This is a genomic window from Candidatus Zixiibacteriota bacterium, from assembly GCA_035574315.1.
Taxonomy (GTDB): domain Bacteria; phylum Desulfobacterota; class Binatia; order UBA9968; family UBA9968; genus DATLYW01.
Window position 1 is genome coordinate 37,805 of record DATLYW010000045.1, and the last position, 23,545, is coordinate 61,349.

The window sequence follows — 23,545 nt, forward strand, 5'->3', positions numbered from 1 at the left end:
CGCAAACTTACGCAATCTGTGTGCACGCTCGCCGACGCCAAAGTCGCGTAGCTCGATCGCGCGCTGGCTCGCGCGTTGGACCTCACGCGGCGCGAAATCCGGGCCGATAATTTCCCCGTTGTGGTCTCTTTCGTCGAACCGCTCTTTCTGCACGTACCTCTGTATTTTCCCGGCGAAGGGAAACAGCACGCTTTTTTTCTCAGACTCTGGAAATAGCCTTTGCCGAACGGTGTGCTAAAACGCTGCCTTGCCGAAATGGCATGCATCCTGCTCTGCGCCCGAACGATTCCATCGATCTCATCTTCCCCGGCGAGACGCGCAGATGAGCCTGGCCCGGACGCTGCAGTCTTTTTTGCCCCGCCCTCGTTCCGCCACGGAAAAAACCGGAGAGGCACGGGCCGGCCCGCCTGCCCGCCGGATTCCGAGCGTCTGTCAGAGCTGTGTCAATACCTGCGGCATCGTCCTCAAAGTCCGAAACGGCGTGGTCGTGGGAGTCGAGGGCAACGCCGGGAATCCCCACAACTACGGACGGATTTGCGCCAAGGGCATTGCCGCGGTGATGGGTCTTTACGATCCTCACCGCGTCCTGGTTCCCCTCAAGCGAACCAATCCGGTAAAAGGCATCGGCGTCGACCCCGGGTGGGAGCCGGTGGAGCCTGCGGAAGCGCTGGACATCGTAGTGCATCGGTTGCGACGGGTTCTGGAAGACGACCCGCGAAAGCTCGTCATTCTTTCCGGGACCGGCGATCCCGAGTCGGTAAACGCGGTGATCGGCGCCTTTGCCGAGGCCTTCGGCACTCCCAACGCGGGCACCGGGACTCCGTTCGGCGCCAAGACCTGGGCCAACTATTTGAACACGGGGTCGATGCACACCGAGCCGGACTTCGAGCACTGTCGCTATCTGATGCTGTTCGGCTCTCAAAAGGGAGCCATGGTCGGACACGACACGATCAAAGCGGCCGGCGCCATGGCCGAGGCACGGCGGCGCGGGATGAAGCTCGTCGTTTGCGATCCCGTCTGCACGCCCACGGCATCCAAGGCCGACGAGTGGATTCCCATCCGGCCCGGCACCGATCGAGCCATGGCGCTCGCCATGCTGAACGTTCTTCTCAACGAGCTGAACGTGTACGACGCCGAATTCCTCCGCGCGCAGACGAATGCCTGCTATCTGGTCGGCGAGGACGGGCGGTACGAGCGGGACGCGAGCGGCAAGCCCATGGTCTGGGACCGTGCGCAAGGGGCGGCCGGCCCTTACGACGCCGCGGAGGATCCCGCGCTGCTGGGAAATTACGAGATCGGCGGCAACTCATGCCGGCCGGCGTTTCAGCTTCTGCGCGACCACTTGCGCCAGTACTCCCCCGAAGCGGTCGCCCCCGTAACGGATGTGCCCGCCGCAACGATTCGCCGGTTGGCCGGCGAATTCGCCGCGTCCGCCGGTATCGGGAGCACCATCGTGATCGAGGGACGGCGCTTGCCGCTCCGGCCCGTGTGCGCCTTCCCGGATTGTCGCGGCCTGGCGGCGCACATGCACGGCGTCTGGACCAGCACCGCCGTTCAGCTGCTCAACGTCGTCGTCGGCGCCGTCGACGTGCCCGGCGGCAATCTCAGCACGAACGTGGTCGGGCCGCACGGCAGGTTCCGCGTCGGCGAAGGTCCGGAGGGGCTGGTAACCTCGGGTCCCGAGCTGGGGAACCGCCGGCCGTATCCGGCAAGGGCCCCGAAGGCTCCCGAGACCGTGGATCTCGGCGAGCTGTTTCCCGTGGGGCGAAGCCCGCGCCCGCTGCTTGCCTTCGGCCTCTCGGACTACGCCAGCCTGCTTCCTTACAGGCCCGAGATGATCGTCCATTGCTCGTCGAACGCCGTGATGGTGGCCGCAAACCCCGAAAAGCTCGCCGCGGCTCTCGGCCGGGTCCCGTTCATGGTCTCGCTGGCTCATACGATCGATGAGACGGTAGAGCTGGCGGATATCGTGCTGCCGGTGCAGCACACCTTCGAGCGGCTCGATTTTCCCGTCAACAGCCTGCGCGGCTGGGTCACCGGAGACCACTGGTACTTCACCCTGCGCCAGCCGGGAACCGCACCCGCCCCGGCAGTGAAGCACATCGCTCAGCTGTTTCTCGAGTTCGGGGAGCGGCTGCGGCTGGGGAAAAAGATCAACGCCGCCCTGAACGCCAAACTACGCCTGAGGGAGGAGCACAGGCTCGAGGAGAACCGGATCTACCACTGGGAAGAAATCCTCGATCGCAGCGCCAAATCCGCGTTCGGCGACGATCGCGGGCTCGACTGGCTCAGGGAGCACGGCCTTGTCGCCTGGCCGCGAAGCCTGGGCGAGCGTTACCCGCGGGCGGTGCACCGGCTCCCGCGCCTTCCCGTCTATTTCGAGCACTTCCTGGAGGTGCGGCCGAAAATCGAGGCGCTGATCAGGGAGGCCGGGCTCGACTGGGACCTTTCCGGCTACCAGGCGCTGCCGTTCTGGAAGCCCTGCCCCGCCGCTGCGCAGCGCGATCGCGGTTACGACCTGATGGCGGTGAATTTCAAATTCGGCTTCCATGCTTTTTCGACGACCGAGCGAAACCCGTGGCTGGACGAGATCACCACGCACCACCCGTGGGGCTATCGCCTGATCATGAACGCCGACACAGCCCGGAGAAAGGGTATCGCCGACGGCGATCGGGTGGTCGTGGAGAGCTGCGACGGGAAACGAGCGACCGGTACGGTCAGGCTGACGCAGGGGATCCATCCCGAGGTCCTGGGGATCGCCGCCTGCTTCGGCCGCTGGAGCCGGGGCGAGCCTGCCGCGCGCGGCAAGGGGGTCCACTACAATTCTCTGGTCCCTCACGAGATGTCCTGGATCGACACGTTCTCGGGACATCTGGACGCCTGCGCGCCGGTGCGCATCGAAAGAGCGCGGGACGTCCCGTGACGGGCGGAGTCGAAACCAGGACGATCCTGGAGCTTTGATGATCGGAGTCCTGCCGCCCTTCGAGTATTACAGGCCCTCCTCTCTGGAAGAGGCGCTGGCCGTTCTCGCGAGATTCGACGGCGAAGTCCTTCCCTACGCCGGAGGAACCGATCTGCTGGTCGCCCTGAAGCAGAAAAAAGCGCTTCCCCGGGCCCTCATGGACGTCAAGTGGATACCCGAGCTCAACGCCCTTCGACTTCAGGACGCCGGGCTTTCCGTGGGCGCAGCGGTCACGGCCCGTGCGCTCGCCCGCTCGGTCCTGTTGCGCGAGGGCTGGCCCGTTCTGGCCCAGGCGTCGGGAACGCTCGGTTCGATGCAAATCGGCAACCGCGCCACGCTCGGAGGCAACCTCTGCAACGCGTCGCCCGCCGCCGACGGTGCGCCGCCCCTGCTCGCGCTCGACGCGCGCGTGAAGCTCGTCGGGCGAGACGGCGGGCGCGAGCTGCCCCTGGAGAAATTCTTCGTCGGGCCGAAAAGGACCGTGGCGGATCGCGAGTTATTGACCGAGATCGTCATTCCGGAAATGCCGCCGCGAAGCCGCGGCGTGTTCTTGAAGCTCGGGCCGCGCGGCGCACCGGAGGACATCGCCATCGTCAGCGTCGCGGTTGTTGCCGTTCCCGACGCCGCCCAGGAAAGATGGCAGGAGGTACGTATCGCCCTGGGGGCTGTTGCGCCCACGCCCGTTCGTGCGCGCCGCGCCGAGCAGGCCCTGGCGGGTCGCCCCATCGACCGGTCCGCCATCGAAAGCGCGTCTCGAGTCGCTGCGGCCGAAGACGCCCGGCCGATCGACGATCTTCGCGGCTCCGCCTCCTACCGGCGCGCGATGGTCGGCGTCCTCGTCGGCCGGGCGCTCGCCGATCTGGCAGGCCAAATCCGCCCGGAGGGCGCGACATGAGCAGAGCGCAGGACGTTTCCATCACGATCAACGGCCGGGTTTACGATCTCCTGGTCCCGCCCAACGAGACGCTTCTCGAACTCTTGAGGTATCGCCTCCAACTCACCGGCACCAAAAGCGGTTGTGAAACCGGCCACTGCGGCGCGTGCACGGTGCTCGTCGACGGCAACGCGGTCAATTCCTGCCTGGTCCTGGGCATCGAGTGCGACGGCAGATCCGTGACCACCATCGAAGGAATCGCTGCCGACGACGAACTTCACCCGTTGCAGCAGTCCTTCATCGACAACGGCGTGGTCCAGTGCGGGTTTTGCACCCCCGGAATGATCATGGCGGCAAAGTCGCTGCTGGACGAAGATCCCGATCCCGCCGTCGATACCATCCGTTCCGCCATCGCGGGGAACCTGTGCCGGTGCGCGGGTTATCTGAGCGCGATCCGGGCTGTCGGCGCCGCCGCGGAAGTCCTGCGCCGGAAACACAAGCGATGAGCTCGGGGCCAAGAAACATCGGCAGACCCCTTCCCCGGCAGGATGCGCGGGCCAAAGTGCAGGGCGCGGCGAAATACACCGACGATTTCGCCCTGCCGGGAATGATCCACGGGAAAGTGCTTCGCAGCCCTCACGCTCACGCCCGCATCCGTTCGATCGACGTCTCCGCGGCTCGCGCCCTTCCCGGCGTAGTCGCGGTCCTGACCGCTCGAGACGTTCCCGGAGCAAATTCCGTCGGACCGATCGTCAAGGACCAGCCGATTCTGTGCGGCGACGTCGTGCGCTACGTCGGTGACGCGGTCGCGCTCGTGGCGGCCGAAACGGAGGCCGCCGCCGAAGCGGCGCTGGAGCGGATCTCGGTGGATTACGAGCCCCTGACGCCGGTCCTGGACCCCCTCGAAGCGCTGAAACCCGGCGCTCCGCTGGTGCATCCGGGCGGCAACGTCGGCTCCCGGTTCAAAGTCCGCCGCGGCGACGTCGCCCGGGCGTTCGGCCGGGCGGCCGTGGTCGTCGAAAGAAGGTTTTTCACCCAGCGCGTCGAGCACGCCTATCTCGAGCCGGAAATCGCCGTCGCCGCGCCGGACCCGCAGGGGGGAATGACCGTCTGGTCCTCCACCCAGTACGCTCACCGCGACCGGGAGGAGGTCTCGCGCGTGCTGGGGCTGCCGCAAAGCCGCGTGCGCGTGCGGCAGATGGCCACCGGCGGCGGCTTCGGAGGAAAGCTCAGCCCGCACGCGCAGTGCTATGCGGCGCTGCTCGCGTGCAACAGCGGCCGGCCGGTCAAAGTGCGCTATCGCAGGGACGAGTCGTTGATCGCCAGCTACAAGCGCCACCCCTATGTCATCGACATGAAGCTTGCGGCCGACCACGAGGGCAATCTGCTGGCGATCGAGGCGACCTTCGTGGGCGACACCGGCGCCTATCTCCTCGAAGGACGGGCCGTGATCACCAAATCCGTCACGCACGTCGCGGGTCCGTATTTCATCCCCAACATCAAAGCGGACGGCTACGCGGTCTATACCCATACGGTCCCCTGCGGCGCCTTCCGCGGATACGGCGTGCCTCAGGCGGCCTTCGCCCTGGAGTCCTTGATGGATGAGCTGGCAGCCCGGATCGGGATGGATCCGATCGATCTCAGAATGCGCAACGCCCTGGATACCACGCGGCCGACGAGCACCGGGCAGGTCTTGCCAGCCAGCGTGCCTTTCAAGGAGATGCTGGGCAGAGCGCGGCTCGCCGCACGGTCGCTCGGTGCGCTTGTGCGCGAGGCGCCCGAAGGCAAGCGGCGCGGCCTCGGCATCGGCTGCAGCACGCGCAGCATCGGCAGCATCCGCACTCCCTCACGCAGCACCGCGGTGGTGAGCTTGCACCGCGACGGCAGCGTCACCGTCGCCTGCGGCAGCGTCGATATCGGGCAGGGCTCCGACATCATGTTCGCGCAGGTTGCCGCCGAGGAGCTCGGCACGAGCGCGGAGCGCGTCGAGGTGATCACCAACGACACGGCGGTCGCCCCCGATTGCGAGTCGACCTCGGCCAGTCGCGTGACCTACGTCTCCGGCAACGCCGTTCGCCTGGCCGCCGCCAGGGTCCGCTCACGGGTCCTGGAGCTGGCCGCCAGGGATTTCGGCTGCTCAATGGAAGAGCTGAGATTGATCGACGGGGTCGTGGCTTTCCGCGAGCGCGGTCTGCCTCTGGCCGAGCTCTTCGCCAGGCACACTTTTCACATCTTGACCGAAGCGGCCGAGTTCGTGCCGGCGACGTCCCCTCTGGATCCGGAGACGGGCCAGGGGAGCCCGGCGGGGACCTACAGCTTCAGCGTCCATCTCGCCCTCGTCGAGATCGACCAGGGAACCGGACAGGTTCGAGTGCTCCGCTACGTGACGTTCAGCGATCCGGGCCGCACGATCAATCCCCTGACCGCCGCGGGCCAGGTGCACGGGGGCGTCGCGATGGGCATCGGCTACGCGCTGATGGAGGACGTGAAAGTCGACGGCGGCGTCGCCACCGATTCCTTTGCGACCTATCTCATTCCCACCGCCCTCGACATGCCCGAGGACGTGCCGGCCGAGCTCCTCGAGGATCCCGAGCCCACCGGACCCTTCGGCGCGAAGGGCTTCGCCGAGGGCTCTTTGGACCCGGTGGCTGCGGCCATCGCCAATGCCGTGAGCAACGCCATCGGCATCCGCGTCACCCGCCTCCCCATGACGGGAGAAGCGGTGCACGGGTTGCTTGGGTCCCCGCCGCGCGCGGCGTCGGCTCCGGCGTCCTGAGCCTGGAGCCGAGAGCCTCGAGGGTCGACTCCAGACGCAATTGAACCACCGCTCGGGCGCATGTTATCTTGCAGTCCTTGCCGGTCGGCCCCCTGCCGGGAAAGTGCGGGCGGCTCGAGCTCTTCGGGGCGGGACGCGATGGCGAAACCCTACGATATCCTTCACGAGCGACTGCGGCGACGCGAGCTCCTTGTCCTCGACGGCGGCGTCGGCAGCGAGATCGTCCGCCGCGGCGTGCGCTGGCGCCAGCACGGCCTGCGCACCGACGCCGACACGGTCCGGGCTGTTCACACCGATTACATCGAGGCGGGCGCCGACATCGTCACCACCGATACCTTTCAGCTGACCCGGCGCACTTACCTCAACCTGTTCAGGAACCTCGATCACATGCGCCGGATCGGCGCTCCGGGGCTGGAGTCGCAGGCGGCGGCGCTTACGGCGAAAGCCGTGCTCTTGGCCCGCGAGGCCAGGGAAAAAGCCGGAGGAAACAGAACCGTGGCGATCGCCGGCTCGATTGCGCCCCTCAACCACTGCTTTCGCCCGGACCTGGCTCCGCCCTCCGACGAAGCCCTGCGCGAGCACGCCGAAACCGTGCGCCTGCTCGCCGATGCCGGCGTCGACTTCATCCTGCTCGAAACCATGAACAACGCCGGCGAAGCCGCCGCCGCCCTGCGGGCCGCCAAGGCGACCGGGCTCCCCGTGTGGGCGAGCTTCACCCTCGCCCCGGGCGGCCGAACGCTGCTCAGCGGCGAGCCGATCGCCGACGCCGTTCGCGCTGCGGAGTCGGCGCCTTGCGACGCCGTTCTGCTGAACTGCGCTCCTCCGCCGGACATCTCGGCGGGCCTGGAGGAGCTGAGCAAGAGGTGCAAACTCCCGTTCGGCGCCTACGCCCACATCGGTCGTTACGATCCGCCGAGCTGGAAATTCGACTTCCATCCCCAGTTCTGCGACACCGAGGAGTGGCCGCCGGAGAAATACGCCGCGCATGCCCGACGGTGGCGCGAGTCCGGAGCCGCGATTCTGGGCGGATGCTGCGGGACGACGCCGGCGCACATCAAGGCCGTCAAGGAATTGCTGCAATGAGCCCGTACGATGCCATCCGGCAGAAGATCGCCGGGCAAAGGGTCGTCATCCTGGACGGCGGTGTCGGAACGGAAATCCTGCGGCGAAACGTCTCCTGGGCGGACCATCAGGTCACGCGCCTGCCGGAGGTGATCCGCTCGATCCACGAGGACTACATCGGAGCCGGGGCGGACGTCATCACCACGAACACCTTTCAGCTGTCGCGCCGGAGCTTTTTGAACCATTTCAAGGACACGGGGCACATGCGCCATATCGGCGCCCGCGACCTGGAGAGCCGCGCCGACAAGCTCTTGCGGGCGGCGGTGGCGCTCGCCGTCGAGGCTCGCCGGCGGCGGGGGGCGGATCGAACCGTTGCCGTCGCCGGGTCCGTCACGACGCTGGAGTGGTGTTTCAGACCCGATCTCGCCCCGCCCGCCGAGCAGGCGCGCGGCGAATACGAGGAAATCATCCGGACGATGGCCGAGAGCGGCGTGGATCTGATTTTGCTGGAAACCCTGAACGGCGTTGCCGAGGCGGAGGTCGCCCTCCGGGTCGTGCGCGCCGCGGGTCTTCCCGCCTGGGTCAGCTTCGTTTGCGACGAGAAGGGACGGCTCTTCAGCGGAGAGACGCTCGCTCAAGCGGTCGCCGCGCTGGAACCGCTGGAGCCGGACGTGATTCTTCTCAACTGCGCCCCGCCGGACGACATCACCGCGGGTCTCCGCGAGCTGACGGCGTGCCGCTCGGGGCCGACCGGCGCCTTCGCGCACATCGGCCGCTTCGACCCGCCCGAATGGTTGTTCACCGACGAGTACCCGCCCGCCGGATACCTCGAGTGCGCGCGGCGCTGGCGCGACATGGGCGCGCGCGTCATCGGGGGCTGCTGCGGGACGACGCCGGCGCACATCGAGGAGCTCCGCAAGCACCTGTCCTGACGACGCGCGGCGGACGGTCGGGAGAGCGGGCGGGAGCGACCCTCACGCGTTCGCTTCGGTCCCCCCAAGCCGCGCCAGCGCCCTCCTCACGAAGACCTTCGTCATGCGCTTGCGATACCAGTAGTCGAGGTCCGCATTGTCGACCGGATGGGAAACCTTCGCCGCCTCTTCGGCGACCGCGTCGATCGCTTCGCGTTCGAGCTTCCGGCCCACGAGCAGGCGCGGCGCGGCCTCGACCGCCTGCGGCGCCGATGCGACGCCGGTAAGCACCACGCTGGCGGACCGGCAGACGGACTGGCGATCGAGATCGAGCGCCGCGGCAACGCCCAGGATCGGAAAATCGAACGAGCCCCGGCGGCGAAGCTTGAGGTAGACGTTCTTCAGGCCGAAGGCGGCGCGCGGGATCACGATCGCCTCGAGCAGCTCGTCCGGCCCTTTGGTCAGAAAGCGCATGCCGTCGTTGCGATAGAGCCGGCTCAGCGGGACGCAGCGCGTCCCGCGGGGCGAGGTCAGGACCGCCTCGGCGCCCAGGCTGCACAGCACCGGGGCGGTATCCGAGGAGAAGACCGCGAGACAGAGCGGGCTTCTGGGCGCGACCAGGCATGCGCTGCCGTCTTTTTTCATGCAAAAGCCGGCGGCCTGGCGCCAGAAAAACGTCTGGTCGTAGTAGTTGCAGCGGGTATCGACGAAGACGTTGCCGCCGATCGTGCCGGTGTTTCGGAGCGGCGGCGTCGAAACGGAGCCGGCGGCGCAGGAAAGCGCGGGGAAAAGCTCCGCGATCGTCCGGCTTTCTGCGACGTTCGCCAGCGTCTCGCCGGCGCCGATCCAAAGCCCCTCTCTGCCGTCGGCGCGGATGCCTCGGATCTCTCCCAGCGTGCGCAGCGAGACCAGATGACGCGGCGTGAACTGGCCGCGCTTCATCTTCGGATAGACATCCGTGCCGCCCGCCACCGCCATCGCCTCGGGCCCCAGATCAGACAGGACGCGCGCGGCCTCTTTCAGCGACGCGGGCCTTATGTACTCGAAATCGGGCAGTCTGAGCATGCTCAGCTCTTTTGCGCCACAGCGACGCCTTCTCCCGGCCGCCATTTGATCGGCGGCGGGAATTCGAACGCGGGGACGGAAACGGGTTTCAGTCTCCCCTCGAGCGCGCGCAGGACCTTGTCCGGGGTGATCGGGATCTCGTCGATCCGGACGGCGATCGCATCGTAGAGCGCATTCGCCACCGCCGGCACCACCGGGAGGAGAAACCCCTGGCCCGCCTCCTTGGCGCCGAACGGACCTTCAGGGTCGTCGGTCTCGACCAGGATCGTCTCGATCTCCGGCATCTCAAGCGTCGTGAGGCTCTTGTAGTCCAGCATCGAGGGGAACTTGTGCAGCCCGGTCTTGCGAAAGACCTGCTCCTCCATCAACGCCTCGCCCAGCGCCATGTAGACGCTCCCCTCCGCCTGCCCCTCGACGAGCAAGGGATTGAACGCCCTGCCGCAGTCATGACCGATCCAGACCTTCTCCACCTTGATCTGCGCCGTCTCGGGGTCGCAGGAAAGCTCGACGACGGCCGCGGAGTAACTGTAAGCCGGGCTCGGACCGACGCCGGCGCCCTTGTAATCCCCGGGATGTCCGGGCGGCCGGTAGCTCCCGGTCGCCCCCAGAGTCCCGAACCTCGCCTCCGCCTTTTCGACGCACTCGGCGAAGCCGAGCGACCTCTTGGGATAGCTCCGGCTTCGCACCTGTCCCTCGACCATCTCGAGATCGTCCGCCGGCACCTCGAGAGCTTCGCTTGCGGCTTCGAGCAGGAGTTTTTTCAACTTGCCGCAGGCCTGAATCGCCGCGTTACCGGTCATCACCGTGACGCGGCTCGAATAGCTGCCGAGATCGACCGGGGTCAGGTCGGTATCCGCGGTCACGACGCGAATGTGCGCGGGATCGACGCCGAACTCTTCGGCCACGGCGTAGGCGAGGATCGAGTCCGATCCCTGGCCGATGTCGGTCGAGCCGCAAAAGACCGTGATGCCCCCGCCCCGGTCCAGCCGGATCTGCACGCCGGAGTGCGGCATCTCGTTCCAGTAGATCGGCAGCCCCGCGCCGCTTATGTAGCCGCTCGCCGCAAATCCGATCCCGCGCCCGTAGGGAAGCTTCCGAAACTTCCTTTTCCATTCGGCCCGCTCGGCGACCTTCTCGATGCATTCTCTCAAGCCGCTCGTGCCGATCCTGAGCCCGTTCACGGTCACGCTGCCGGGCTCGATCAGCTGCCTGAGGCGCAGCTCGATCGGATCGATACCGAGCTTCTCGGCGATCTTGTCGAGATGGATCTCGAGGGCGAAGCGGGGCTGGGGCGTGCCGTGGCCGCGCTTCGGGCCGCAGGGAGGCTTGTTCGTGAAGACGCGCACCCCCTCGAACTTGTAAGCGGGCAGCCGGTAGGTCGTCGTCTGCAGCGCGCCCGTATAGTAGACCGTCGCCAGGCCGTAGCTGCTGTACCCTCCGCCGTCGAGGAAGGACCGGAAGTGCATCGCCTGAAGCGTGCCGTCGTTCTTTACTCCGGTCCTGATCCACATCTTGACCGGATGCCTGCCGCGGTGGACGTAAAAGGACTCCTCGCGGGTGAGCGTGATCTTGACCGGCCTCCCGGTCATCATCGAGAGCCTGGCGACGCACATTTCGTGCGAGAAGGGGTCGCTCTTGCCGCCGAAGCCGCCTCCCACCGGTGCGGCGATGACGCGAATCCGGCTCATCGGCAGTCCGAGCACCTTGGAGAGCGCGCGATGGAGATAGTGCGGGGTCTGCGTCGACGACCAGACCGTGAGCTTTCCCTCCGGCGTACAGGTGGCCACCGCGCAGTACTGCTCCATCGGCAGGTGCGTGTTGCCCTGATAGAAAAAGGTGTCCTCGAAGACCAGGTCCGCCCGGCGGAACCCCTCCGCGATATCACCGAATTCGAAGGAGGCCGCCTTGTGGATGTTCGCCCGCCTGTTCCACGAATGAATCTTCTCGCCCGGATCGGTCGACGCGAGCGCCTCTTCGATCGTCAGGATCGGCTCGAGCACCTCGTAGTCGACCTCGATCAGCCCCAGCGCCTTTTCCGCGAGCGCCTCGCTCGCGGCCGCGACCGCGGCGACCGGGTCGCCGACGTAGCGGGCCTTCTCCGTGGCCAGCGCCTCTTCATCCTGCGTCGAAGGCATGATGCCGAACTTCTCCGGCAGGTCGGCGCCCGTGATCACCGCGTAGACCCCTTCCATGGCCGCCGCCCTCTCGGTTCTCACCTCCCGGATCCGCGCGTGGGCGTGAGGGCTATGGAGGATTTTCGCGTAGATCATTCGCGGAAAATCGAGATCGTCGGCGTAGCGGGTCTCGCCCATGCACTTGGCGAGCGCGTCGACCTTGCGCAGCGGCTTGCCGATGACGGAAAAACGGCGCTCGCTCATCGGCCCTCCCCGTCTCGAGCCGCCAGCTCGACCGCATCGAGAATCTTCGTATATCCGGTGCAGCGGCAGAGATTGCCGGCGAGCGCCTCGCGGATCTCGTCGCGGCTCGGATGAGGATTCCTGTCCAGCAACGCCTTGGCGACGAGCAGGATCCCCGGTATGCAGTAGCCGCACTGCGCCGCGCCCAGGTCGGCGAAGCGCCGCTGCAGAGGGTGCGGCACGCCGTTGCGGGCCAGCCCCTCGACGGTCGTGATCTCGCCGCCCTCCGCCTCGACGCCCAGGATCAGGCACGAAAGCACCGGTGTCCCGTCGATCAGCACCGCGCAGGTGCCGCACTCCCCGAGCTCGCAGCCGTGCTTGGTGCCGGTAAGCCCGAGATCCTCGCGCAGCACCTCGAGCAGCGTCTTGGAGGTCTCGGCGGCGACCTCCTTGACCTCACCGTTGACCTTCAAACGGAGAATCCGTTTCATGGCTCAGGGCGGGATCAGCGAGAGTTCGAACGGTTCAAAGCCGATTGAGCGGCGCTCCAACGCTCGATGGTGCGCTCCGGAGCCGGCGGCCAAAACCTGCTATCGTCCAGCGCCCGCCCCTTTTTCAACCGGCGCCTGTCCCTTTCACCGGTGCACGGTTCGCCCCGCTCCTCCGACCGCGCCGGTGAACTTTTCCACCTGCACGAGATTGCTCACCAGCGGCGCCGTCACCGGGCTCTCGGGATCGGTGAAAAAGATGTTGGGCGTGCAGCCCCAGTCGACCCCGTCGGCGTCCGGCGTGTACTGGCCGCCGTGGTGGATGACGATCATCCCCGGCATCACGCGCGACGTGACGTACGCGGGCACCACCGCCACGCCCTTGTCGTTGAAGACCCGCACCAGCTCTCCGTCCCTGACGCCGCGCGCCTTCGCGTCCGCCGGATTCATCCAGACCGCGTGCCGGTAGCAGTCGCCGCGCAGCAACGGCACGTTCCAGAACGTCGTGTGATTGCGGTATCGGGAATAGGCGCTCAGCAGAAACAGTGGAAAGCGCCGGACGTCGGCGTGGTCCATGCCGCGAAACATGGGTTGATAGGCCGGGATCGGCGGCAGGTCGCGCCAGTCGTTGGGCAGGTTGTCGATCAGCCGGCCGAAATCGTCGACCTGGAGCCTCCCTCGCCTCGATTCGTCCGCGATGGCGTAGGCGTAGATCTCGATCTTGCCCGTCTGGGTCTGCAGCGGTTTGCCGCGGTCGATGAAGTCGGTGTAGGCGTGATGCGGCTTTTCGTTCAGCTCCTGGACGTTGATCAGGGCGTTCTGCTTGAACTCTTCCCATTGCGGAGTCTTCAACCCCTGCGCCTGCAGCTCTTCCACCATCCGGTCGTACTCGAACTTGAGGTAGCGGTCCCAGCCTTCCCACCAGTCGCCGTCCTCGCCGCAGTAGGTGTTGTACAGCTCGCCGATGCCCAGACGACGCGCCAGCTCGGTATAGATCCAGTGCGCGGGCTTCGCTTCCCCCGGAGGATCGATGACGCCCGGCACGTAGGTGATGTCCACGAAGCCGCCGTAACCCGGGCTCCCTCCGCCCCAGATCTTGCGGTCCTCGAGCGATTGATCCGCGACCGGCAGGATCACGTCGGCGATCCACAGGGCCGGGCTCATATGGCTGTGCATCCAGACGATGAACTCCATTTTTTCGGCCGCCTTGATGTGGTCGTTGGTCGAATCGGCCGCGTTGTTGAGCGTCGTCGTGTTGTGCAACCACGTCCCGCCGCCCATCAGCATCTTCGGGTTCGGAAGCGGCAGCCCTTCGGGCGCGCGCCAGCCGATCATCGCCTTGTATTCCTGCTCGCTCAGCTCGCCGCTGTCGACCTTTTCCTTGAGCAGGACCATCTGCGCCCACTTGTGGCTGCGATACATCTTGGGCACCCGGACTTTGGGAATTTCCCCGTAAGGAAGCATTCGCGCCGGCTTCATCCTCGTGCCGATCTTGAAGGGCACCGATCCGCCCGCGACGCCCCAGTTTCCCATGATCGCCTGCAGCGCGGCCGCAGCCCGCACGGTGTTCTCGCCCCGGCTTTTTCGCGGCGGCCCCCAACCCAGCCACAGCCACGTCGGCTTGTGTCGCGCATAGAGGTAGGTGAAGGCGCGAATCGTCTCCGCCGGGACGGCGCAGATCTTTTCCGCCCATTCGGGCGTCTTCGGCGCGCCGTCGGCTTCCCCCAGCACGTACCTCCTCCACTCCTCAACCCCCTTCGGGTCGACGTACTTTTCCACGTATTCCTGGTCGTACAACTCCTCGGTGAAGAGAATGTAGGCGACGGCCAGCATCATCGCCGCGTCCGTGCCCGGCTTGATCGGAATCCACTGATCGGCGAGCACCTCTGCGGCAACCGTGTAGCGCGGCTCGATGCAGACCACCGGCGTGCCGCGCTCCCGCGCCAGCTTGAGGAAATAGGCCACCTGATGGCCGGGACCGAAGTGATTGATCGTCGGCTCGAAGCCCCAGAGCACGATCAACTTGCTGTTGAGGAGCACGTCGGCGAGATCGTTGGAGGTCTCGTTGTACGACCATCCCGGAACCCCGCCCATCAGATGCATGGCCAGCCGGCCCGGATCCATCGAGCACCAGCCCCATCCCTCCACGCCCGCTCCCCACAGGCCGAAAATCCGCTCGAGATTGGGGCTGGGCTGGTACGCGGTAGTGATCGAATAAGGACCGTACTTGTCGACGATCTCTTCCATCTTTCGGGCCACCAGGTCGAGGGCCTCGTCCCACGAGATCCGTTCGTAGCGCCCCTCCATCCGCTTGCTGCCCTCCACCCGCCTGAGCGGGTAGAGAATCCGGTCGGGGGCATAGGCGAGCTTGTGAAACACCCACGCCATCGGACAGCCGCGCAGCTGCAACCGGTTCTTGATGTAGTCCGTTTCGGTGGCGACGTTGTCTTCGCGCGCCACTCCCGGGAAATAATGATCGTCGGGTTCGATCGCGGTGATCCTGCCGTCCTTGCGCCTGATCTTCAGCACGCACTGGCCCGCGCCGCAGTTGATGACACAGCCGGAATAGACCGTCTCCTCCCCGGCGTGCAGCGCCTTCAGCCTCCCGACGATGGTATCTCGCGCTTTGCCGACTTCCATGCTCGCCTCCTTGAATCTCCGTCAGGTCTCCCCTCTTCCGCCGCGCGCAAGCCGGCGGGAACGTTTACTGCGATCCCGGCGGCTTCGGGCCGCCGTTCCCCGCCCCGGGGAGCACCGAGCGCTACTCGTCGTCACGGGTCGCAACCATGAGCTCCTCCGCGCTTCTCGCCTTGAGCACCAGCCGCTCCCTTCCCCGGATGCCCGACGCGGGGCGGGTCACCGCATCCCTGTCGTCGAACGTGGGCGGCAGATCGGCCGGCGCGTACGGGCCGCGCTGCCGCCAGAGGTCGAGCGCCCTGTCGGCGTCGTAAGGCAGCAACGGCTTCTTGGGGTCGCGCGGCTTGAACACGACCGCCGCCCGCGTGATTTTCCCGTCGGGAAGCCCGTCGAGCGTGTCGAGATCGCCGTATTTCTTTCTCAGCTCCTCGATGGGGCCGAAATCGAGGGCCCGCAGCGAGCAGGAGTGCACGCAAATCGGCAGTTCCCCCTGTTCCAGCCGATCGATGCACATCGTGCATTTGTGCGCTTTCTCGCCTTCTCGATCGCTGGCATAGACGATCGAGCCGTACGGACACGCATCCCAGCATCGACGCTCCCCTTCGCAACGTTCCTCGTCGATCAGCACGGCGCCGTACTTCTCCTCCTTGAAGATCGCCTCGTGCGGGCAGGCCTCGACGCAGGCGGGCTTCTCGCAGTGATAGCAGTTGACGGCGAGCAGCCCGAGGCGGACGTCGGGAAAAGCGCCTTGCTCCCATTGATAGACCCGCATGTATTTCAGCGGCCCCGGAGGGATGTCGTACCAGCCTTTGCACGCGATGCTGCACGCGCGGCATCCCGTGCAGCGGCTCTGATCAAAGAAAAATCCGTATTGGGCCACGGTCGCACTCCTTTCTGAATCCGCTCGATCCCCTGGTTCTTCAGCCCTGTCGCCCCCGTGCAGCGGCCCGACGAGAAAATGGAGCCCGCCACCAGGCGCGCGAAGAGCGTGAAAGGTCCTCGATTCCTGCTTCCGCGCTCCTCGCGCTCTCCCCGCCCGAACCGCGCGCCCCGACGCCGGTGCAGCCCTCCGGCTACATGTCCCCGATGAACATCCTCGGATCGTAGCCCGGCTCTTTTTCCCCCTCTTCGGTTTTCGGCACGAACTTTTGCGGATCGCGCTGGAATTCGGCCCGACATTTCTTGTCGCAGAAGAAAAAGACCTTGCCCCAGAACCGCGCCTTTCCTCCGGGAGCGGCCTTCTCGTCGACTTCCTTTTTGCAGACTGGATCGGTAACCATCGAGCTCTCCTTTCCGAAAGTTGACTGTGCCTTGAAACGGAACGGCCTTCCCCTGATCAGCCCGCCGCCCCGGCGGCCCGCGGCGATGGCAACCGGCTTTTCCTCTCGTTCGCGAAAGCCGAGCGCGCTTTCGCGAAAACGGACGCCGGGCTAGCAAGCGAGCCTCCCGTCGACGGCGCAACGTTTCCCGGCGCGGCGGCCTTCCGCTCTTTTCATGTCGACCCGGGTGTCTCGGTCGCTGATCCCGGGCGAGCACGCAAAGGGATCGGGCCGGATATGCCCGTAACCGCCGGCCAGCTCGATGGGATTCATCGGAGAGGCCATGACGCTCTTGAAGTGGCGCCAGCCCTCGAACTGGTAGTTTTCCCATCCGTGATAGATGACCATCTGGCCGGGACGCACCGCCGGGGAAACCGCCGCGCGAACGCGGAAGTCCGCGAGGTCGTTGTACACCTCCATCGGATCTCCGTCGCCCATGCCGCGTCTTGCGGCGTCCCGCGGATTGACGAACGCCACCGGCTCGCCCCGCTGCAACCGGAGAAGGATCGCATCGTCGATCCAGTCGCTGTGCATGCTCCAGCGGGTGTGCCCTCCCGTCAGCTGGAGCGGATAATCCCCGCCCGCCTTGGGACAGTCCTTGTGCGTCGGCAGGTGCTCGTCGAGCTCCAGGTACCAGTCATGATCGATGTAGAACTGGATCCGGCGCGTGAGCGTGGGGTAAGGCTCTTTCTTTTCCGTGTGCTTCGTCAGGGGCACGAGCGGCTCTCCCTGTCGAAGGTCACAGGCGTTCCCCATTGACCGCAGCGCCGTACCGAGAGCCGTGTAAGCCGCGATCCCCCGCTCCCTGAACTCTTCCCACGCCAGCTCCTCGCGGTTCGCGGAGTTCAGGAAGGCGTCGCGCGCCAACTGCTCCTCGTCCTCCTCGCCGTAAAGCCCGCACGTCACGCGTTCTCCCAATCCTTCGAAACACCTCTCCCTTCCCGCACCGTCACGGTAAGCCGATATCCCTCGTTCTGCCGCCCGCTCCTCCAGCTTCCTGGCCAGCCGCACGAAGATTCTCCAGTCGCTCGCCGACTCGTAAAGCGGTTCGACCGCCTCGTCAGCAAGCTGCAGGAACGGGGACTGCGTGCAGCCGAAGAGCGACATGGAGACGCGCTCGTACCAGCCGCACGCCGGCAGAACGTAGTCCGAGTAAAGGGCCGTGGTGCTCATGCGCCAGTCCATGGTCACGATCAGCCGGAGCGACCCCAGCAGCTCCCGGAGCAACCGCCGTGTGGCCCGGGCGCGGCGGAAGACGTTGCCTCCAACCTGAAACAGCGCCCTGGGGCGCGCCGGCGGCCCCTTGGCGGCGGGCTGCCAGGCGTTCAGCAGAGCCTCGTCGAGGTAGCTCTGAAGCGGCCGGCAGGCCGGAGCTTGCCGCCCGTCCAGATCCAACAGGCCGCCGCGAAGGAAATGATCCAGCCCCGCGAGCGGAACCGCGCCGCAGGCCACGCTTTCCCTCGCATACTCGGAGAGGATCATCTCGGCCGTACAGCCGTCTTCTTTCCAGCCGGCGTAACGCGGATCCGCCCCGGCCGCGGAAACCAGGATCTGCTCTCCGCCGCGCTCCAGCGCTCCCACCGAGGTTTCGGGGGCGAGAATCGGAAGAGCGCTGAAGCTTGCGCCTCTGCGTCCCATGTGACCGCAGAGCGCAAAGACCAGAAGGATGGCGCGCTCGATGAGATCGCCGTGGTGGAACTTTCCCCAGTTCGTGGTGGCCACGTTCACGACCCCTCCGGCCGACGCGATGTCTCTCGCCAGCGCCCGGATCAGCGGCGCGGCGACGCCGGTAACGGCGGACGCCTTCTCGGGGGAAAAACGCGCGTCGAGCCTTTCCCGCAGCAGCGCGAAAACGGGCCGGACCCGGATCCGGCCGCAAAGCGCTCGAAGCTCGCATTCGCCGTCCAGCGCCGGCACCAGGCCGCCGAGCGCGAGGCTCTTGCGCGGCGCCTGGACGATCTCGCCCGTGCCGAGATCGCGGACGTAAAACGCGTCCTCGCGCCCGCCGACCTTCAAGTCCTTCTCCCGCAGGAGCCTGCCGTTATCCATGCGCACCAGAAACGGCAGATCGGTCTGCTCGCGTACGAACTCCTCCCGGTAGAGCTTCTCTCCGATGATGACCTGCGCCAGGCCGAGAGCGAGGGCCGCATCCGTGCCGATGTTCACGGGCACCCAGAGGTCCCCGTGTCGCGCCGAGGCGTTGTAGTCGGGCGAGATGACCACCACGCGGGTGCCGTTGTAGCGCGCCTCGGCGATGTAGTGGAAGTTGGCGACGTTGGTGCAGGCGGGGTTCCCGCCCCAGATCAGGATCAGGTCGGCGTAAAACCAGTGATCGGCCGAGTCGCCAAGAACGACTTTCCCCAGCGTAACGGCGACTCCCTGATGGTCGTCGCCGATCTCCGTGTTCACGCTCGGAAGCGGCGCGCCCAGCGCCTCGAAGAAAGCGCCGGCCCCGGCGCCCTGGGTCTCCTGCCCGTGAACTCGCGTTCCGCCCCCGTGCATGATCGCCTGCGGGCCCTCGGAGACCAGAATGTCGATCAAGGTATCGGCGATCTCCGTCAGCGCCTGATCCCAGCTCAGGCGCTGCCACCGCCCTGCGCCGCGCTCGCCGGCGCGCTTCAAGGGATATTTGACACGGGTCGGGTCGGCCATCCTCTGCGCGTAGCATGCTCCTTGCGCGCAGCCGCGGGGATTGGGATCCGGAACGCGCGAGTCGTTCGGCGGCGGATAGTTCCCGACCTGCTCCTCCCGCAGCACAATGCCGTCCTTGACGTAGAGATTGAAATTGCACGATCGCTGGTACCCGCAGTTGGTCGCATGCGAGCCCTTGACGACCCGATCCCACCCGCCGGCGCTCTTGCCCAGCGCGCGCAAGCTGTAGCCGCCGTCGCCGCAGCGAGACGGGAACTGTCGGAGACCTTCCAGATCGAGTCGCAGAATGCTCATTCGCCCGCCGCTCGACTCTCGATTCCGTCCGGACGGGAGCTTGACCGACGCTTCGGCGGACCGGCCGGCCCACGTCTACTTGCCAATGAACTCCCTCGCGTCCTTGCGCCCGTCTTTTCCCCACAGCCGGTCGAAAAACCCGCTGGCTTCCATCTCGTCCAGATAGCGGCGATCGAACAGCTCCTCCGGCTTGACGTTCTTCGCCCGCGCATCGATCTGCGAGATCTCGTCGAGAGTCGCCTGGAGCGCTTCGACCCTGATCTCCATTCTCGGTTCGAGGGCCCGGATCTCGGCGTTGTAAGCGGCGTCGAGAATTTTTCTGTCGTCGACCCGCAGCTGTCTCGCCAGCACCCGATAGGTGAATTCCCGGTCGGTATGGAGGATCTTGGCCGCTTCCGCCATCGCGCGCATGAACGCGCCGACGGCCTGCGGCCGCCGGTTGATGATCGACCGGCGGGTTCCGAAGGTCGTCGCCGCGTAGGGAATGCGAAGCTCCGGCCCGTAGACTACATAGTGGAAACCCTGCGCGATCGCTTTCGCGTCTCCTGGCGCCGTCATGGTCGCCGCGTGGATGGCCCCTTTGATCAGGGCCGCGAGGGTCTCGAATTCTCCGCCGGTCTGGATGAACGTGATGTCGCGGTCGGGGTTCAGACCGGCGCGCCTGAGCGCCTGGATGGTAAAATAGTGCGTGTTGCTGCCGATCCGGGTAACGCCGATCTTCTTCCCCTTGAGATCGGTCGGCTTCTTGATCGCTCCGCCTGCCAGGATGCTCTGCGTCATGATGTTCTTGACGTTGCCGATGAAAACCAGATCGGTGGCGCCTTGCACGTAAGCCCGCACGTTGCCGACGCCGCCGGTGAGGCACACTTCGGCGTCGCCTCCCAGCATGGCCGCGGTCACCATTCCGGAAGAGGCGATGTAGACGAGGCGAAAGTCGAGATTGTGCTTCTGGAACAGCCCGGCTTCCTGCGCGATCCAGGGCATCGACTGAGACATCACCCGGGCGGAGTAGATGCCGACCAGCCGCTCGGCGGCCGGAAGACCGCCGGAGGGAGCGCCCGAAAACAACAGGACGAGCACTCCGAGCCGCCCGATGACCCTTTTCGCGTGTCGCATCGTCAAAACCCCCCTTCCGGGCGCCGGGAGCCCTCGCAGCGCTCGACCTCGACCAGGTTGGTGACCGCCGGCGCCGTAACCGGACTTTCGGGATCCGTGAGGAAAACGTTCGGCGTGCAGCCGCGGTCGACCCCGTTTTCGTCCGGCTCGTACCACCCCCCGTGATGGATGACGGCCAGGCCCGGCAGGAGGCGGGCGGTGACGTAGGCAGGGATCACCGCGACCCCTTTGTCGTTGAAGACCCGCACCGTGTCCCCGTCCTTGATTCCCCGCTTCCGCGCGTCCGCCGCGCTCAGCCAGATTGCGTGGCGGTAGCAGTCGCCTCTGAGCCACGGCACGTTCCAAAACGTGCTGTGGATCCGGTAGCGGGGATAGGACGTGAGGAGCATCAGCGGAAAACGCTTCACGTCCCGGTGATCCATCCCCCGGTACGGCGGCTGGTAGGTTGCGAAAGGCGCCAGATCGCGCCAGTCGTTGGGCAGGTTGTCGATCAGCCGGCCGTGGGCGTCGAAATGGAGCCTGCCCCGCTGCGCTTCGTCGGCGACGATGTCGCTGTAGAGCTCGATCTTGCCGCTGCGAGTCTTGAGCGGCTTTCCACCCTCGATGAATTCCTTGTAGCCGTGCCACGGCTCGTCGAAGAACTCGTCGACGTTGATGAGGCAGTCGCGCGTGAATTTCTTCCACGTCGGCGCCTTCACCCCTTCCTTCTCCAGCCTTTCCCTGAGGTCGCGGTATTCGTCCTCCAGGTACTCTTCCCAGCACGCTTCCCAGCGCTCGCCGCTGTAGTACTGGTTGTACCGCTCGCCGATTCCCAACCGCCGCGCCAGCTCCGAGTACACCCACTCGTCGTTTCTCGCTTCGCCGGGCGGCGGCACCACGCCGGGAAGAAACGTGTAGTTGGCGAAGCCGCCGTAGCCGCCGCTGTTGATGTATCGGGTCTCCAGCGTCGTGTCGGCGAGGGGAAGGAGCACGTCCGCGTAGCGCGCCATCGGCCCCATCTGCGTTCCCGCCCAGACGACGAACTCCATCCGCTCGAGCGCTTTCAGCTGGTCGTTGGTGGAGTCGGCGTTGTTGTTGAGCGTGTTGGTCCCGGCCCCGTAGTAGGTGCCCCACATGAGCATCTTCGGGTTGGGCAGCGCCTCCTCGTTCCCGACGGTCCCGTTCTCCTCCACCGGGCTGGCGACTCCTTGCCCGCCGCCGGTGCCTCCGGCCCATACCCGGGTCACCGGCCGTCCCGGCAACGCGCCGGCGCGCCAGCCGATGATCCGCTTGTATTCCTCGACGCTCATCTCTCCGGCGCGGACCTTGTCCAGCAGGAGCACCATCTGCGCCCATTTGTGGCTGCGGTACATCTTCGGCACCATGCGCTTCGGGATCTCGCCGTACGGGAGCATCACGGGGGGCTTGTGGCGAAAGCGCAGGTGAAGCGGCACCGAGCCTCCGGGAACGCCCCAGTATCCCATGATCGCCTGCAGGCTCGCCGCTCCGCGTGCGGTGTTCTCGCCCCGGCTTTTCCGATCGATGCCGTAGCCCTTCCACAACCACGTCGGCTTTTTCCGCGCGTAGAGCCGGGCGAAGCCGCGAATGGTTTCCGCCGGAACGGCGCAGATCTTCTCCGCCCATTCCGGGGTTTTGTCGACGCCGTCGGTCTCGCCGAGGACGTGGCCCCGCCATTTCTCGAACCCGGCGACGTCCACGTACTTCTCGACGAACTCCCGGTTGTAGAGTTTTTCCTTGATCAGAACGTTGGCGACCGCCAGCATCATCGCAGCGTCGGTGCCGGGCTTGATCGGGATCCACTGATCGGCCAGGACCTCGGCCGCCACCGTGTAGCGCGGATCGATGCAGATCACCGGCGTGCCCCGCTCCCTGGCCATGCGAATGTAGTAGGCAAGCTGGTGGCCGGGACCGAAATGCGTGATCGTCGGCTCGAAGCCCCAGAGGACGATCATCTTGGTGTGGATCAGGAAATCCGCCATGTCGTTGGAGCCTTCGCCGTAGGACCAGCCCGGCACCCCGGCCATGAGATGCATCGCCAGCCGCCCGGGATCCATCGAGCACCAGCCCCAGCCCTCCATGCCCGCGCCCCAGAGACCGAACAACCGCTCCAGGCGCGCGTTGGGCGCGTACGGCGTCACGATCGAGTACGGACCGTAGCGCTCCACGATCTCCTTCATCTTTCCGGCAACTGTGTCCAGCGCCTCGTCCCACGAGATCCGTTCGAATCTTCCTTCGCCTCGCCGGGCCCCGCTCGCCCGCTTCATCGGGTAGAGCAGGCGGTCCGGCGACGACGCCAGCTTGTGAAAGACCCAGCCGACGGGGCAGCCGCGCAGCTGCAGCCGGTTCTTGATCAAGTCCAGATCCGAAACCACCGCGTCCTCGCGCCCCACGCCCCGGTTGTAGTGGTCGTCGGGCTCGATGGCCGTGACCGCACCGTTTTTCCGGCGCACGCGAAGGACGCACTGGCTGCCGCCGCAGTTGATCCGGCAGCCGGTGTAGACGACCTCCTCCCCCGCGTGAAGCCGCTTCAACCGGCGCACCACCGCCGCCCGCCGATTCTTCCGGGTCCGGGTGCTTATTCGCGCGCTCGTCGATGTCACTGGCAATCCTCCGGGACAGACTCACCCTTCCCCGCCCGGACCGGCGGTTTGCTTTCTCGTCGGAACCCTCTCGCCCCGCGCGAACGATCCCGCTCCGGCGTTCAGCCGGCCGCGCGCGCCGGATCGCCGCCGGCGCGCTTAAGTGCGCCAGGTCTCCGAAGCCCTGGCCTTGTCGTAACCCGGCCCTCTTCCCTCGGCGACTTCGGGCGCGTACTTGTCGGGATCGCGCCGGAAGGCCGTGCGACACTGCGCCGTGCAGAAGTAAAAGATCTTGCCCCAGTAGTTGACCTTACCGCCGGGCGGCGCCTTCTCGTCGACCTCCATCTTGCACACGGGATCCGTCGCCATAACTCGACCCTCCAACTCCAGCGATCTGGCGATGACCATGCCATCGGACCGGCAGCAAGCCGGCGTTCCCCGCCGCAACGTCTC

General features: G+C 66.3%; 16 protein-coding genes. 6 read left to right on the plus strand and 10 right to left on the minus strand.

Features of this window, described 5'->3' with window-relative positions; genetic code table 11:
- Positions 1-322: 322 nt before the first annotated feature.
- The 6 genes from VNN77_15200 (at position 323) to VNN77_15225 (ending at position 8,606) form a co-directional block, all read left to right on the plus strand.
- The gene (locus tag VNN77_15200; protein ID HXG52742.1) at positions 323-2,923 is read left to right on the plus strand and encodes a molybdopterin-dependent oxidoreductase; all 2,601 of its coding nucleotides are present in this window, start codon (positions 323-325) and stop codon (positions 2,921-2,923) included.
- Positions 2,924-2,960: 37 nt separating this feature from the next.
- Positions 2,961-3,857, plus strand: coding sequence for a xanthine dehydrogenase family protein subunit M (locus VNN77_15205; GenBank protein HXG52743.1), 897 nt, complete (start codon positions 2,961-2,963; stop codon positions 3,855-3,857).
- Positions 3,854-4,342 (plus strand): (2Fe-2S)-binding protein, encoded by a 489-nt coding sequence (locus VNN77_15210; protein HXG52744.1) that lies wholly within the window; start codon positions 3,854-3,856, stop codon positions 4,340-4,342. The genes VNN77_15205 and VNN77_15210 overlap by 4 nt, the downstream gene beginning before the upstream one ends.
- Positions 4,339-6,612, plus strand: coding sequence for a xanthine dehydrogenase family protein molybdopterin-binding subunit (locus VNN77_15215; protein ID HXG52745.1), 2,274 nt, complete (start codon positions 4,339-4,341; stop codon positions 6,610-6,612). The genes VNN77_15210 and VNN77_15215 overlap by 4 nt, the downstream gene beginning before the upstream one ends.
- Before the next feature lie 138 nt (positions 6,613-6,750).
- Complete coding sequence (locus tag VNN77_15220) at positions 6,751-7,695, plus strand: homocysteine S-methyltransferase family protein (protein ID HXG52746.1); 945 nt, start codon at positions 6,751-6,753, stop codon at positions 7,693-7,695.
- Positions 7,692-8,606, plus strand: a complete 915-nt coding sequence (locus tag VNN77_15225) for a homocysteine S-methyltransferase family protein (GenBank protein HXG52747.1) — start codon at positions 7,692-7,694, stop codon at positions 8,604-8,606. The genes VNN77_15220 and VNN77_15225 overlap by 4 nt, the downstream gene beginning before the upstream one ends.
- Positions 8,607-8,648: 42 nt before the next feature.
- Here VNN77_15225 and VNN77_15230 read toward each other — a convergent pair whose 3' ends face one another.
- The 10 genes from VNN77_15230 to VNN77_15275 all read right to left on the minus strand — a co-directional run bounded on the left by VNN77_15230 (position 8,649) and on the right by VNN77_15275 (position 23,461).
- Positions 8,649-9,650, minus strand: a complete 1,002-nt coding sequence (locus VNN77_15230; protein HXG52748.1) for an FAD binding domain-containing protein — start codon at positions 9,648-9,650, stop codon at positions 8,649-8,651.
- Between the two features lie 2 nt (positions 9,651-9,652).
- The gene (locus VNN77_15235) at positions 9,653-12,028 is read right to left on the minus strand and encodes a molybdopterin cofactor-binding domain-containing protein (GenBank protein HXG52749.1); all 2,376 of its coding nucleotides are present in this window, start codon (positions 12,026-12,028) and stop codon (positions 9,653-9,655) included.
- Positions 12,025-12,498, minus strand: coding sequence for a (2Fe-2S)-binding protein (locus VNN77_15240; protein HXG52750.1), 474 nt, complete (start codon positions 12,496-12,498; stop codon positions 12,025-12,027). Before VNN77_15240 ends, VNN77_15235 begins: the two co-directional genes overlap by 4 nt.
- Positions 12,499-12,642: 144 nt before the next feature.
- On the minus strand, positions 12,643-15,135 hold the full coding sequence (locus VNN77_15245; protein ID HXG52751.1) for a molybdopterin-dependent oxidoreductase: 2,493 nt from the start codon (positions 15,133-15,135) through the stop codon (positions 12,643-12,645).
- Between the two features lie 121 nt (positions 15,136-15,256).
- On the minus strand, positions 15,257-16,012 hold the full coding sequence (locus tag VNN77_15250; protein ID HXG52752.1) for a 4Fe-4S dicluster domain-containing protein: 756 nt from the start codon (positions 16,010-16,012) through the stop codon (positions 15,257-15,259).
- Positions 16,013-16,205: 193 nt separating this feature from the next.
- Positions 16,206-16,412 (minus strand): YHS domain-containing protein, encoded by a 207-nt coding sequence (locus VNN77_15255; GenBank protein ID HXG52753.1) that lies wholly within the window; start codon positions 16,410-16,412, stop codon positions 16,206-16,208.
- A gap of 150 nt (positions 16,413-16,562) precedes the next feature.
- Positions 16,563-19,397: a molybdopterin-dependent oxidoreductase gene (locus VNN77_15260; protein ID HXG52754.1), complete on the minus strand. Its 2,835-nt coding sequence runs from the start codon at positions 19,395-19,397 to the stop codon at positions 16,563-16,565.
- Between the two features lie 75 nt (positions 19,398-19,472).
- Entirely contained in the window at positions 19,473-20,513 is a 1,041-nt protein-coding gene (locus VNN77_15265) for an ABC transporter substrate-binding protein (GenBank protein ID HXG52755.1), read from the minus strand.
- A 2-nt stretch (positions 20,514-20,515) separates the two neighbouring features.
- A complete protein-coding gene (locus VNN77_15270) occupies positions 20,516-23,113 on the minus strand; it encodes a molybdopterin-dependent oxidoreductase (protein ID HXG52756.1) in 2,598 nt (865 codons plus the stop codon).
- A 138-nt stretch (positions 23,114-23,251) separates the two neighbouring features.
- On the minus strand, positions 23,252-23,461 hold the full coding sequence (locus tag VNN77_15275) for a YHS domain-containing protein (protein ID HXG52757.1): 210 nt from the start codon (positions 23,459-23,461) through the stop codon (positions 23,252-23,254).
- Positions 23,462-23,545 lie beyond the last annotated feature (84 nt).